Below are 12624 nucleotides of genomic sequence, written 5' to 3' on the forward strand. Positions count from 1 at the left end.
GAGCATGGCGCCCCGACTGCTCAGCCGCCGAGGTCGCAGAAGACGTCGCCGTCCACGATGCCCAGCATCGGGTCGGTCCACAGCTCGTCGAAGGCCACGGCGTCGTCGTGCGTGGGAAACACGACCCCCACGCCGAACTCGGTGCTTGGCCCATCCGTGACGCCCAGGTCCTCATAGGCGTCGTACTGGCAGCTCAGCGGCCACTGCGACCCGTCGTACCCGACGGCCTCGAGCTGGGCGCTCGCGGGGTTCAACTCGGCGTCGAGGTCGTCGTCGCCCAAGGTGGCCACCGCGATCCAGACGACCGACAGCGGGTTGCTCTGGCCCGCGGTGGCGGTCTCCAGGTCCACAGCCTCGGGCCACGCAGCGTCGGCGGCTGTGCTCGGGGTGGCCGGGTGGGGCTCGGCGTCGTCGGACCCGCAGCCGACGAGGAGGCCCAGGGCCAGGATCGCCCCGCCGAGGAGCATGGCGGTCGACTTCATGCGGACGACCTTGCCACGCGCGGATCGGCCCCGCCTCTGGGGCAGGGGTCGGAGGGCCTCGGCTGACGCGCACCTGGGTGAACGGCGCCGTGACCGCTCACCCGCGTGGCGGCCGTGCCGATGGTGCAGGACAGGTCGAAGGATCGACTGTGGCGCGCGCAGGAGGCGAATGCCCGTGGGCTCTGGTCAGAGGCGTGCCCGGCGCGTCGCCGTGGGCTGGTTGGCCGTGCTCGGTATCGCGGGGCTCGCGGCCCCGACTGTCGACGCCCTGGGCGAGGGCGGTGAGTCGCCGGTCGACGCCGCGCCGCCGGGGTGCTCGGCCGCGCGGATCGCCGTGGACTACGACGTCGAGCACGTGGCCGACATGGGCGCCCAGGGTGTCACCGCGCTGCGCCTCACCGGCGTGCCGGCAGAGTGCGAGGGCGTGGGCCTGCGCGTGGCGCTGCTCGCGGCCGATGGCCGCCTGGTCGCGGACGTCCCGGCTCCTGGCGGCGGCCCCACCCGGAGCGCCGGGCTGGCGGAGCCGGTCCTGGCGTCCGAGGTGGCCGCCGTGTCGCTGGTGATCGGCGACCTGGCCGCCGGCTGACGGGTGGGCCCCGGCCGGCCCGCTCACCCCCGGTGGGCGCCCGAGCGGGCGTGCTCCACCGGCGCGAGGTCGGGCCGCTTCGGCAGTCGCTCGTCGCCGTTCTGCCGCCGCAACCGCCTGGTCGCCCACGGGTACAGGTGCTCGCGCACCCACTGGGCGTCGTCGCGGGCCTGCTGGAGGCGGGGGGTGGGCTGCAACGGCGTCAGGGGGTCGTCCCAGTCCGGATCGTCTGGCGGGAGGCCGAGCGCCACGAGCGCGGCCTGCGCCACGCGGGTGTGGCCCTCGGTGGTGAGGTGGATGCGATCGGGCGCCCACATGCGCCAGTCGCGCAGCGAGCGGATTCCCCAGAGGTCCAGCACGCTGGCGCCGTGGCGCCGGGCGATCGACCAGACGTGCGCGTTGAACAGCCCGGTCCGGTTCCGGGTCCGGCGCACCAGCAGGCTGTCGGCCGCGTCCATGCCGGTGGCCAGGAGCACGTGGGCGCCGGCCTGGGTGGCGCGGACCACCGCGCGCTCGAGCTCGTGGGCCATCGCGTCGACATCGGTGGTGGGGCGCAGCATGTTATTGCCGCCGCCCACCAGGCTCACCAAGTCCGGCTGCAGGTCGAGGGCCTGGGGCAGCTGGTCGGACAGGATCGGGTGCAGCAGGCGCCCCCGCACGGCCAGGTTCGCGTACTCGAGCGGCTCCTCCCCAGCAGCCACGCGCCGGGTGGAGAGCGTGCTCGCGAGCATGTCCGCCCAGCCGCGGCACGGGCCGTCCGCCACGGGCTGGTCCCATAGGCCCTCGGTGAACGAGTCGCCCAGCGCGACGAACCGCGTCCAGGTGGGCGGCCGCCCGGCCTCGGCGGGCTGACGGACGGACGCTGCGCTGCTCACGTGCCCATTCTGCAACCCGGCCGACCAGCGCGCGCGCAGTGCGGCGTGTGGAGTCGTGGGCCTAGGGCAGGGACCAGTCCACGGGTTCGGCCCCCTGGGCCCGCAGCAGCTCGTTGACCGTCGAGAAGGGCCGCGAGCCGAAGAACCCCCGGCGGGCCGACAACGGGCTCGGGTGGGCGCTGGCGACCACCGGCGTCGATCCCAGGGACGGCCGCAGCGTCTGGGCGTCCCGGCCCCAGAGCACCGCGACAAGCGGGCCGCCCCGCTCCACCAGCGCCTCGATGGCGCGGTCGGTGACGGCCTCCCAGCCGTGCCCACGGTGCGATCCGGCCGCCCCGGCGCGCACGGTCAGCACCCGGTTGAGCAGCATCACCCCCTGGTCGGCCCACGGGGTCAGGTCGCCCGAGGTGGGCGGGGCGACCCCGACGTCGGCCACCAGCTCGGTGAACAGGTTCGCCAACGACCGGGGCAGCGGCCGCACGTCCGGCTGCACCGAGAAGGACAGGCCCATCGCGTGCCCGGGCGTCGGGTAGGGGTCCTGGCCCACCACCAGCACCCGCACGTCCGCCAACGGACGGGCGAAGGCGCGGAAGACCGCGTCCTCGGCGGGCAGGACCTGGCGCCCGGCCCGCGTGTCCGCCGCGGCGTGCTCGAGGGCGGCGCGCAGGCGTCCCTCCACCGGGGCGAGTGCGCGCGCCCAGTCGGGGGCCATCAGCGTGGGCAGGTCGGCGGACTCGAGCCGGGCGAGGGGAGTGGTGTCCACCGGCGGAGGCTACCGCCAGCGCGCGAGGAGGCCCGCCCGAGCCGTGCGCCGGGTGGGAGCGGCCATGGCCAGCCTGAATGACACCCGTGTCATTCGCGCCTACCATGACGACGTCGGCCTGAGGCCGGCATCGTCTGGCGAGGAGGACGCATGGAGGCCACGGCCACCGCAGAGCGGGACCTGGGCGACGCGACGGTCGCCGAGCAGCCCGGCTTGTCCGAGCGCGACGAGCAGGTGCTGGCGTTCGAGCGCCAGTGGTGGAAGTACGCGGGAGCCAAGGAGCAGGCCATCCGCGAGCTCTTCGACATGTCCGCCACGCGGTACTACCAGGTGCTCAACGCGCTCATCGACTCTCCCGCGGCACTCGAGCACGACCCGATGCTGGTCAAGCGCCTGCGCCGCATGCGCTCCACGCGGCAGCGCGCCCGCACGGCCCGACGGCTCGGCGCCGACGCCTGAGCTCACAGGGGCCTTTCGCGGCTCGCCGTCGCACGGGCGCCCCTCTGCCCAGCCGCACCCGTTAACCTGTCCGCCGTGACCAAGGGCAGATACCCGTATCCGGACGATGAGTTCGACGTCGTCGACGGCTCTGTCGGCCCACGTGGCGTGCACCGAGCCCCCCGCTCGCGGTGGAGCCGGGTCTGGCCCTTCCTGCTTGTGCTCGTGCTGTTCCCCGCGCTCGCCTACGGCGTCGTCACCTTCCTGTACAGCTGGGACGGCAACTCGGCTCCGAGCGCCTCCCAGGAGCAGGTCGGGGAGCCTGTCGACGACGAGGGCGCAGCGGACGAGGGCGCGGCGGACGACGGCACGGCGCAGGACGGCGCCGCCGACGAGGCCGGTGACGGCGCCGCCGCCGACGAGGAGCCCGCGCAGCAGGAGCCGGAGCTGCCCGCCGCGCCGGTCGTCGACAAGTCCACCGCCGTGCGGGTCCTCAACGCCGCCAAGGTCTCGGGCCTCGCGGGCAAGACGGCCACGAAGCTCACGACCGCCGGGTTCGCCAGCGTCGACTCGGACAACTACACCGGCGCCGCGACCACCGTCTCCGGCGTGTACTACGCCACCGAGGACCAGGCGGCCACCGCCGCCGACATCGCCACGACTCTCGGCATCTCCAAGGTCGAGCTGTCCCCGGCCCAGTCGCCCAGCGGCATCACCGTCGTGGTGGCCAAGGACTACAGGTCCTGACGAACCCCTGGTCGGCGGCGGCCTCCCAGGTCTAGGCTCGCGACCACCGCGGCGCCGGCGGGGCGTTGCGCGGACGTAGGCAAGGGAGCACGGAATGGCCCAGGGGACCGTCAAGTGGTTCAACGCGGAGAAGGGGTACGGGTTCATCACGCCGGTTAGCGGCGGACAGGACCTCTTCGTCCACTACAGCTCGATCCAGACGGATGGCTACCGCTCGCTCGAAGAGGGGCAGCAGGTCGACTTCGAGGTGGGGCAGGGGACGAAGGGGCCCCAGGCCGAGCAGGTTCGTCCACTCTGATCACACGACTGCACGCGCGGTGAGCCGAACGCTCAACGCTGAGTGACCCAGCACGGCGACGAGGGCCGCGCACCGCACCGGTGCGCGGCCCTCATCGCGTCCGGTGGCGGGGCCGTTCAGCCCGCCGGGCGACTTCTGACGTCCAGCGGCTGATCCCATGAGCCAGGATGGCCCTATGAGACCGACCCGCTCGACCGAGCTCGACGCCGTCGTCATCGGATCCGGCCCCAACGGGCTGGCAGCCGCGGTCACGCTCGCCCGGGCGGGCCTGGCGGTGCAGGTCGTCGAGGCGCAGGACGCCTTGGGCGGGGGGACGCGCACGGTCGACCTGGGCCTCGCGGACGGGGTCGTGCACGACTTGTGCTCGGCGGTGCACCCCATGGCGCTCGCGTCGCCGTTCATGCGGGAGTTCGACCTGGCCTCTCGGGTGGACCTGCTGGTGCCGGAGGTCGAGTACGCCCAGCCGCTCGACGGCGGGCGGGCGGCGCTCGCCTATCGCTCCGTGGAGCGCACCGCCGATGGGCTCGGGCGTGACGGCGCCGCCTGGCGCCGGCTGCTCGGCCCCCTCGCCGCGGACCGGGAGGGCCTCGTCGAGATCGCCCTGGGCGACCGGCGCAGCGTCCCACGCCACCTGGTCACGGCGGCCCGCTACGGGCTGGGGGTCCTCGAGCAGGGCTCCCCGGCATGGGGCGTGCGCTTCCGGGGCGACGAGGCCCCGGCGCTGCTCACCGGCGTGGCCGCGCACGCCATCACGCCCATGCCCTCGGTGCCGGCCGCCGGCGCCGCGCTGATGCTGGCCGGGCTCGCGCACGGCGTCGGGTGGCCGATCCCGCGCGGCGGGAGCCAGGCCATCGCCGATGCGCTGGTCGCCGACCTGCTGGCCCATGGCGGCACGGTGGTGACCGGCATGGAGGTCATGGACCTCGACGAGCTGCCCCGGGCCCGCGCGTACCTGTTCGACACGACCCCCCGCACCCTGGTGCGCGTGCTGGGCTCCCGGCTGCCGACGCGGACGGCGCGGGCGTTCGGGCGGTACCGGTACGGCAACGCCGCGGCCAAGGTGGACTTCGTCCTCTCGGGACCGGTGCCCTGGGCGCGGCCCGAGGTCGGCCTCGCGGGGACCGTGCACCTGGGCGGCTCCCGGGCCGAGATGGCCGCGGCGGAGGCCGACCTCGTCGCCGGGCGGCACGCCGAGCGGCCCGTGGTGCTGCTGAGCGACCCCGCCGTCGTGGACCCGGGCCGGGTCGGCGCGGGCGGGCGTCGGCCGTTGTGGACCTACGCCCACGTGCCGGCCGGCTCCACGGTGGACCCCACCGAGGCCGTCACCGCGCAGATCGAGCGGTTCGCGCCGGGGTTCCGCGACGTCGTGGTCGCCTCCCGGGCGATCCCCGCCGCGGAGATGAGCGCGCACAACGCCAACTACCCGGGCGGGGACATCGCCGCGGGCGCGGTCACCCTGGGGAGGGTGTTGATCGGGCCCCGGATGGCGTGGGACCCGTTCGGCGGCGGCCTGCCGGGGGTCTACCTCTGCTCGGCCTCGGCCCCTCCCGGGCCCGGCGTGCACGGCCTCGGCGGCTGGTACGCAGCCCGTCGGGCACTGCGGGACCGGTTCGGCATCACGCGCCTGCCGTCGCTGAGCCCGGACGCGGCCCGCGCCGGCTGAGGCGCCGCCACACCGCCTGCACGGGAGGCGCCAGGCGCTCCAGGGGTGCGAACGCCGCCCAGCAGATGACCGTGGGCAGGAAGTGGATGCCCAGGCTCAGGTACGTCGCCAGGTGGAAGACGAGGAAGAACCCGATCGCGAACGCGAGCCACTTGCCGCGCAGCCAGAACACCACCGGCGACAGGAACTCCGCGATGAGCAGTCCCCACTGGCTGAGCCGCAGCACCCACGGGTACTCCAGGGTCCAGGTGATGAGCTCGGAGCCGCGCCGCATGATGGCCCAGGTGAACACCGCGCCGTTCGCCCACGCCCACGGCGATCCGGTGCGGACCACCTTGTTGACGGCGGATCCCACGTAGGTCGCCACGGTCGCGACCTGGATGGCGCGCAGCGCCCACCCGCCCGCCTCGGAGGGCCGCAGGTCGGTGAACCGGGCGCGGCCGACGGTGGGGAGCACCCAGGTCGCGATGATCAGGGCGAGGTGGTCGTGGGACACGTAGGCGAACCCCTGGGAGTTCACCATCCACGCGAGATAGGCCACGGCGACGATGCCGCCTACGAGCCGCGGCAGCAGGCCGGTGGCGGCGACGAGCGAGCCGACGATGATCGTCACGAGCAGCAGCCAGCCGACGCCGGGAGACGGGGTGGGGAACGGCAGCAGCCGGCCGATCAGCGTGGGCTGGTACAGGTCAGGCGCGTACCCGTGCGGGATGACGTCGTTGGTGAGCGCCAGCACGTCGTAGATGAGGAACAGGTAGATCGCGACCCGCAGCACCGCGACGCGCGCGAGCGGGACGGGTGAGGTCCACCACCGGCCCACGGCGCGCGCGGCCCGGGGAAGCGCCCCGGGGCGGGTGTCGGGCCGGGCCGCCGTCGGCGGGGCGCTCGACGGGGTCTCCGCCGCTCCGGGGGTCACGGGCTGCTCGGGGGACGCGGTCATGGCTGCACCGTCCAGGTGGCGAGGGTCTCGCGGGTGGCGTCGCCCACCGGGCGGCCGTCCACCAGAGGGCGGGTGCTGCGCACGATGGCCAGCTCTCGGTAGGGCGGCTCGTCTGGGTGCAGGCCCGCGTGCGCGTCCGCGATGGACTGCAGCAGCGAGGGGTCGTCGAGGATCCGCCCGAGCTGCCCTTCGATCTCGGCTCTCCCCACGCCGACGCCGGTCTGGTTCAGCGGCACCCGGAGCGTCTCCCCGGACGCGTCCACGGCGTCGATCGAGATCGAGCGGACGGTGCCGTTGAGGTCCCGGGCCGTTGCGTACTGCGACAGGGAGCCGAGCGGGAACCAGTCGTTGGTGTCCACGACCTGGGCGGCCGCGAGGACTCCCAGGACCAGGGCGGTGGCCGTCAGGCGCCACGCCCGAGGCAGCCGCCGCAGCTTGATCTCATCGGAGGATTCGCTCGACATGGCGGGCACACTACGGGGGATCGCGAGGGTGCGACTACGGTTTCTCACCGGATTCGCCAGGCCTCCGCAGGCGCCGCGGAGCCGCCCCGGGAGGCTGTCGAGCGTGCCCCGCGGCAGGTCGCCGCGCTCCCGAGATCGAGCGGACGCCTTGCACTCGGGGGTGGTGAGTGCTAACCATGGGGTTAGCACTCTCCGGTGGAGAGTGACAGAATCACGGACATTGACTGGTGAGGATCGCTTTCCGCGCGGGACATGACCGCGCGAAGGTGTTCCGTCCGTCGCGGGCACCGTCTGGTCGAACAACGAGTCAAGTGAAGGATCACAGCCCCATGGCCAAGATCATTGCCTTCAACGAGGAGGCCCGGCGCGGCATCGAGCGAGGGCTCAACATCCTCGCCGACACCGTCAAGGTGACCCTCGGCCCGAAGGGCCGCAACGTCGTTCTGGACAAGAAGTGGGGCGCCCCCACGATCACCAACGACGGCGTCTCCATCGCCAAGGAGATCGACCTCGAGGACCCGTTCGAGAAGATCGGCGCCGAGCTCGTCAAGGAGGTCGCCAAGAAGACGGACGACGTCGCCGGTGACGGCACGACGACCGCCACGGTGCTCGCCCAGGCGCTCGTCCGCGAGGGCCTGCGCAACGTCGCGGCCGGCGCGAACCCCATCGCCCTGAAGAAGGGCATCGAGAAGGCCGTCGAGGCCGTCACGGCCCAGCTCCTGGCTCAGGCCAAGGAGGTCGAGACCAAGGAGGAGATCGCCGCCACGGCCGCCATCTCCGCCGGTGACGTCGCCATCGGCGAGCTCATCGCCGAGGCGCTCGACAAGGTCGGCAAGGAAGGCGTCATCACGGTCGAGGAGTCCAGCGCGCTGGGCCTCGAGCTGGAGCTGACCGAGGGCATGCGCTTCGACAAGGGCTACCTGTCGGCGTACTTCGTCACCGACCCGGAGCGCCAGGAGGCCGTCCTCGAGGACGCCTACGTGCTGCTGGTCGAGTCGAAGATCTCGAACGTCAAGGACCTGCTGCCGCTGCTGGAGAAGGTCATCCAGTCCGGCAAGCCGCTGTTCATCGTCGCCGAGGACGTCGAGGGCGAGGCCCTGGCCACGCTCGTCGTCAACAAGATCCGTGGCACGTTCAAGTCCGTCGCCGTCAAGGCGCCGGGCTTCGGCGACCGCCGCAAGGCGATGCTGCAGGACATGGCGATCCTCACGGGTGGCCAGGTCGTGTCCGAGACCGTCGGCCTCAAGCTCGACACCGTCGGCCTCGAGGTCCTGGGCCAGGCGCGCAAGATCGTCGTGACGAAGGACGAGACCACGATCGTCGAGGGCGCCGGCGAGGCCGACCAGATCGCCGGTCGTGTCGCGCAGATCCGCGCCGAGATCGAGAACTCGGACTCGGACTACGACCGTGAGAAGCTCCAGGAGCGTCTCGCGAAGCTGGCCGGCGGCGTGGCCGTCATCAAGGCCGGCGCGGCGACCGAGGTCGAGCTCAAGGAGCGCAAGCACCGCATCGAGGACGCCGTTCGCAACGCGAAGGCTGCCGTCGAGGAGGGCATCGTCGCCGGTGGTGGCGTCGCGCTCATCCAGGCCGGCAAGACGGCGTTCGAGACCCTCGTGCTCGAGGGCGACGAGGCGACCGGCGCGAACATCGTCAAGGTCGCGATCGACGCCCCGCTCAAGCAGATCGCGATCAACGCCGGTCTCGAGGGCGGCGTCGTGGCCGAGAAGGTCCGCAACCTGCCGACGGGACACGGCCTCAACGCCGCGACCGGCGTGTACGAGGACCTCATGGCCGCGGGCGTCAACGACCCGGTCAAGGTGACGCGCTCCGCTCTGCAGAACGCGGCGTCCATCGCGGCCCTGTTCCTCACGACCGAGGCGGTCGTGGCGGACAAGCCCGAGAAGTCGGCGCCTCAGGGTGGCGGCGACGGCGGCATGGGCGGCATGGACTTCTGATCGACTGATCAGGGTCCGCTGCCCAGCGGCTCAGCTTCACAGCACGACGGGTCGGTTGCCTTCGGGCGGCCGGCCCGTCGTTCTGTGCTCAGCGCTGTGGCCGGGGCCGGGCGCCGGTCGCGGCCCAGAGCGTCACGGGCGCGACGAGCACGAGGAAGGCGACCGCGAGCCAGGCATAGCCGAACGTCCCCAGCACCCAGCCGCTGGCGACCTGCGAGAGCCCGCTCGCCACCCAGACGGCCGAGTCCGCGACCCCCTGGGACGCGGCGCGCTGCTCGATGGCGACCGATGAGGTCAGCAGGGACGAGCCGGCCACGAGCACCGCTGACCAGCCGATGCCCAGGCCCGCCAGGCCGATCCCGAGGCCGAGGCCAGCCGAGCCCGGGAGCTGGGCGATGCCGGCGACGGAGACGATGGTCAGCCCAAGGCCCAGCACGACGACGGTGCGCTCGCCGAGCCGCCTTGCCGCCCACCCCATCACGGGCGAGAACGCGTACATGCCCGCGAGGTGCGCCGAGAGGACGTAGCCGATGGCAGCCTGGCTGGACGTCCCGCCCGCATGCGCCCCGTGCAGGTGCGCCGAACCGGCCATCGAACCCGCCATGTGCACCGGGGTCCACGCCATGACCCCGATCATCGCGGCGTGGGCGACAGCCATCGCCGTGAGTGCGAGACGCGCCTGCTGCGAGCGGGCGATCGCCCGGGCGCCCGACCGGAGCTGCTGGCCCTGCGGTGCGGCGGCCTCGGCGCCAGGATCGTGTTCGAAGGCAGTGCGGGCGAGCAGTAGCGGGTCGGGGCGGAGCCGGACAGCGATCACCAGTCCGGCCAATGCGAAGGCCACCGCCGCGGTGACGTAGGCGCCCGCCCACGGGTCGATCCCACGCCTCGCGAGGACGTCGCCTCCCCAGGTGGCGAGGTTCGGGCCGACGACGGCGCCCACCGTGGACATCCACAGGACGAGCGCGATCCCCGCTGCCCGGCCGTGAGGCGGTGCGAGGTCGGCAGCCGCGAAGCGTGACTGGAGCGTGGTGGCGTTCGCGACGCTGAACAGGGCGCCCCCGACGAGGAACACCAGGAACTGGTGGCTCGTGATCCCGACAACGGCGACGAGGGCCCCAGCGGCGGCGACGACATAGCCGATCGCGAGGCCCGGGCGTCGGCCCCGGGACGCGGAGACGCGGGCGAGCAGGATCGTCGCGGCGACCGTCCCCACCACGGACAGCCCCTGGAGCAGGCCTGCCTGCGCGGGCGAGCTCGAGAGGCTCGTGGCGACGAGGGCCGAGACGGCGAACCCGACGCCGACGCCGATGCTGCCGAACACCTGCGAGACGCTCAGTGTGGTCAGCGTCCGGCGTTGCGTGGCGTGCAGGTCGATCGCCGGCGCAGCGCCGGCGGTCAGGCGGCTCTCGGACAGGGCGCGCTCCTTCGACGGGGTGGCGACAGGGGTCGAGGCGAGGAGCGTGCCGCGCACATGTCGCTGACCTGCGAAGACTTCCGTCAGACCGACAGGTGGGTCAATGGGCGGTCCATGCTCTGGGCAGGAGTCGCTCAGACCGCGGTTCGACGGTCGGCGGGGCGCACGCGCAGGCCCGAGGCGCGCAGCCGTCGGACCAGCTCCCGGCTGTCGACAGGGACCGCGCCCAGGGCGACGAGCTCGGCGTGACGGGTGTGCGGCACGTCGTAGTGGTCATGGTCGAACGCTCGGCGGGGGAGGCTCGCCCGGGCCGCGAGCGCGTGCAGCTCGGCGAGGGACTCGTCGCTGACCAGGTGGCTCCACAGCAGGCCGTGCCGCGGCCACAGCGGCGGGTCGATGAGCACGGTCATGGGTCCGAGGCTACGTCGCCCCCACCCGGACACGGCCGCGTCGGTATCGAGACCGGCCGGAAACGTCCTGTTCACGACGTACGAAGGGGTACGAAACACCGCCTCTCTAGCGTCCAGCGTCATGGCCACAGGGACGTATACGCGGCGGGACACAGCGCGGTGGCCCGGTGTCCTCCCCGGCCTGACCACGCAGGGACCCTCCAGCGAAAGGCACTCCGTTGACTAGAACCCGCACCCGCGCGCTCGCGCTGCCAGCAGTCGCGCTCACCGTCGCCCTGGCTGTCGCCGGCTGCGGCTCGCGCACCGACGCCTCCGGCGATCCCGCCGCTGCGTCCGCCTCCGCAGGCGCCTCCTGCGTCGACACCAGCGGCGACTCGGTGAAGATCGGGTTCCTCAACTCGCTCTCCGGCACGATGGCGATCTCCGAGCAGACGGTGCGGGACGCGCTCGATCTCGCGGCTGAGGAGATCAACGCGTCCGGGGGAGTGCTCGGCAAGCAGCTCGAGGTGGTGGGCGAGGACGGCGCCTCGGAGCCGACCGTCTTCGCGGAGAAGGCCGAGAAGCTCATCTCGAGCGACTGCGTCGCCGCCGTCTTCGGCGGGTGGACCTCCTCGAGCCGCAAGGCGATGCTGCCGGTGTTCGAGTCGAAGAACTCGCTGCTCTTCTACCCGGTGCAGTACGAGGGCCTGGAGTCGTCGCCGAACATCTTCTACACGGGCGCCACGACCAACCAGCAGATCGTCCCGGGCATGGACTACCTCAAGGAGCAGGGCAAGACGAAGGTCTTCCTGGTGGGCTCTGACTACGTCTTCCCGCGCACCGCGAACAAGATCATCAACGCCTACGCCGAGGCGAACGGCATCGAGATCGTCGGCGAGGAGTACGCGCCGCTGGGCCACACCGACTTCTCGACGATCGTCAACAAGCTCAAGGGCTCCGGGGCGGACGCGGTGTTCAACACCCTGAACGGCGACTCCAACGTGGCGTTCTTCAAGGAGTACAAGAACGCCGGGCTCGGCAAGGACGCGCTGCCCGTCGTCTCGGTGTCCATCGCCGAGGAGGAGGTCGGCGGCATCGGGGTCGAGAACATCGAGGGCCAGCTCACCGCCTGGAACTACTACCAGACCGTCGAGAGCGCCGAGAACTCCACCTTCGTCGCGGCGTTCAAGGCCGCCTACGGCGCGGACCGCGTCACCTCCGACCCGATGGAGGCGGCCTACACCTCGCTGCACTTGTGGAAGCTCATGGTCGAGAAGGCCAAGTCCTTCGACGTCGCAGCCATCCAGGACGCCGCCGACGGCGTGACCTTCGACGCCCCCGAGGGCACGGTGACCGTCAACGGCGAGAACCACCACATCGCCAAGACGGCCCTGATCGGCAAGATCGGCGCCGACGGGCTCATCCACACCGAGTGGAGCTCGGACGGGGCCATCGAGCCCGACCCGTTCCTCAAGGGCTACGACTGGGCCACCGGCCTGTCCTGACCTGAACGGGCGGCCGCGCCGCCCGAGCGCCCTTCGGGGTCGCACCACCCTCCGCACGACCCGCACGCCCGTCCGTCCCGTCGCCGCACCGCGCTGACGGGACGG

General features: G+C 72.7%; 14 protein-coding genes. 7 read left to right on the plus strand and 7 right to left on the minus strand.

Features of this window, described 5'->3' with window-relative positions; translation table 11 throughout:
• Positions 1 to 20: 20 nt before the first annotated feature.
• The gene (locus tag NP064_RS03010) at positions 21 to 482 is read right to left on the minus strand and encodes a hypothetical protein (RefSeq protein ID WP_227567985.1); all 462 of its coding nucleotides are present in this window, start codon (positions 480 to 482) and stop codon (positions 21 to 23) included.
• Positions 483 to 657: 175 nt separating this feature from the next.
• Here NP064_RS03010 and NP064_RS03015 point away from each other — a divergent pair, with 175 nt between their 5' ends.
• Complete coding sequence (locus NP064_RS03015) at positions 658 to 1068, plus strand: hypothetical protein (protein ID WP_227568043.1); 411 nt, start codon at positions 658 to 660, stop codon at positions 1066 to 1068.
• Positions 1069 to 1091: 23 nt separating this feature from the next.
• Here the strand turns inward: NP064_RS03015 and NP064_RS03020 are convergent, their stop codons facing one another.
• Together NP064_RS03020 and NP064_RS03025 are read right to left on the minus strand one after the other, a co-directional pair.
• On the minus strand, positions 1092 to 1943 hold the full coding sequence (locus NP064_RS03020; protein ID WP_227567984.1) for an SGNH/GDSL hydrolase family protein: 852 nt from the start codon (positions 1941 to 1943) through the stop codon (positions 1092 to 1094).
• Between the two features lie 61 nt (positions 1944 to 2004).
• Complete coding sequence (locus NP064_RS03025; protein WP_255623522.1) at positions 2005 to 2655, minus strand: uracil-DNA glycosylase; 651 nt, start codon at positions 2653 to 2655, stop codon at positions 2005 to 2007.
• 201 nt (positions 2656 to 2856) lie between these two features.
• Between NP064_RS03025 and NP064_RS03030 the strand changes: the two genes are divergently transcribed.
• The 4 genes from NP064_RS03030 to NP064_RS03045 all read left to right on the plus strand — a co-directional run bounded on the left by NP064_RS03030 (position 2857) and on the right by NP064_RS03045 (position 5852).
• Complete coding sequence (locus tag NP064_RS03030) at positions 2857 to 3165, plus strand: DUF3263 domain-containing protein (RefSeq protein WP_227567982.1); 309 nt, start codon at positions 2857 to 2859, stop codon at positions 3163 to 3165.
• A 75-nt stretch (positions 3166 to 3240) separates the two neighbouring features.
• The gene (locus tag NP064_RS03035) at positions 3241 to 3891 is read left to right on the plus strand and encodes a LytR C-terminal domain-containing protein (protein WP_227567981.1); all 651 of its coding nucleotides are present in this window, start codon (positions 3241 to 3243) and stop codon (positions 3889 to 3891) included.
• A 94-nt stretch (positions 3892 to 3985) separates the two neighbouring features.
• Positions 3986 to 4189, plus strand: coding sequence for a cold-shock protein (locus NP064_RS03040; protein WP_227567980.1), 204 nt, complete (start codon positions 3986 to 3988; stop codon positions 4187 to 4189).
• Positions 4190 to 4364: 175 nt separating this feature from the next.
• Positions 4365 to 5852, plus strand: coding sequence for a phytoene desaturase family protein (locus tag NP064_RS03045; protein WP_227567979.1), 1488 nt, complete (start codon positions 4365 to 4367; stop codon positions 5850 to 5852).
• Here the strand turns inward: NP064_RS03045 and NP064_RS03050 are convergent.
• Positions 5806 to 6792 (minus strand): HTTM domain-containing protein, encoded by a 987-nt coding sequence (locus NP064_RS03050; RefSeq protein WP_227567978.1) that lies wholly within the window; start codon positions 6790 to 6792, stop codon positions 5806 to 5808. The genes NP064_RS03045 and NP064_RS03050 overlap by 47 nt on opposite strands.
• A complete protein-coding gene (locus tag NP064_RS03055; protein ID WP_227567977.1) occupies positions 6789 to 7256 on the minus strand; it encodes a hypothetical protein in 468 nt (155 codons plus the stop codon). Before NP064_RS03055 ends, NP064_RS03050 begins: the two co-directional genes overlap by 4 nt.
• A 329-nt stretch (positions 7257 to 7585) precedes the next feature.
• On the opposite strand from NP064_RS03055, the gene groL reads away from it, so the two are divergent.
• The gene (gene groL / locus NP064_RS03060; RefSeq protein ID WP_227567976.1) at positions 7586 to 9211 is read left to right on the plus strand and encodes a chaperonin GroEL; all 1626 of its coding nucleotides are present in this window, start codon (positions 7586 to 7588) and stop codon (positions 9209 to 9211) included.
• Between the two features lie 88 nt (positions 9212 to 9299).
• Here groL and NP064_RS03065 read toward each other — a convergent pair whose 3' ends face one another.
• Positions 9300 to 10682, minus strand: coding sequence for an MFS transporter (locus tag NP064_RS03065; RefSeq protein WP_227567975.1), 1383 nt, complete (start codon positions 10680 to 10682; stop codon positions 9300 to 9302).
• Positions 10683 to 10759: 77 nt separating this feature from the next.
• Positions 10760 to 11035: a DUF4031 domain-containing protein gene (locus NP064_RS03070; protein WP_227567974.1), complete on the minus strand. Its 276-nt coding sequence runs from the start codon at positions 11033 to 11035 to the stop codon at positions 10760 to 10762.
• Between the two features lie 218 nt (positions 11036 to 11253).
• Between NP064_RS03070 and urtA the strand changes: the two genes are divergently transcribed.
• On the plus strand, positions 11254 to 12519 hold the full coding sequence (gene urtA / locus NP064_RS03075; protein ID WP_227567973.1) for an urea ABC transporter substrate-binding protein: 1266 nt from the start codon (positions 11254 to 11256) through the stop codon (positions 12517 to 12519).
• Positions 12520 to 12624 lie beyond the last annotated feature (105 nt).

The organism is Cellulomonas chengniuliangii (genome assembly GCF_024508335.1).
Classification (GTDB): Bacteria; Actinomycetota; Actinomycetes; order Actinomycetales; family Cellulomonadaceae; genus Cellulomonas_A; species Cellulomonas_A chengniuliangii.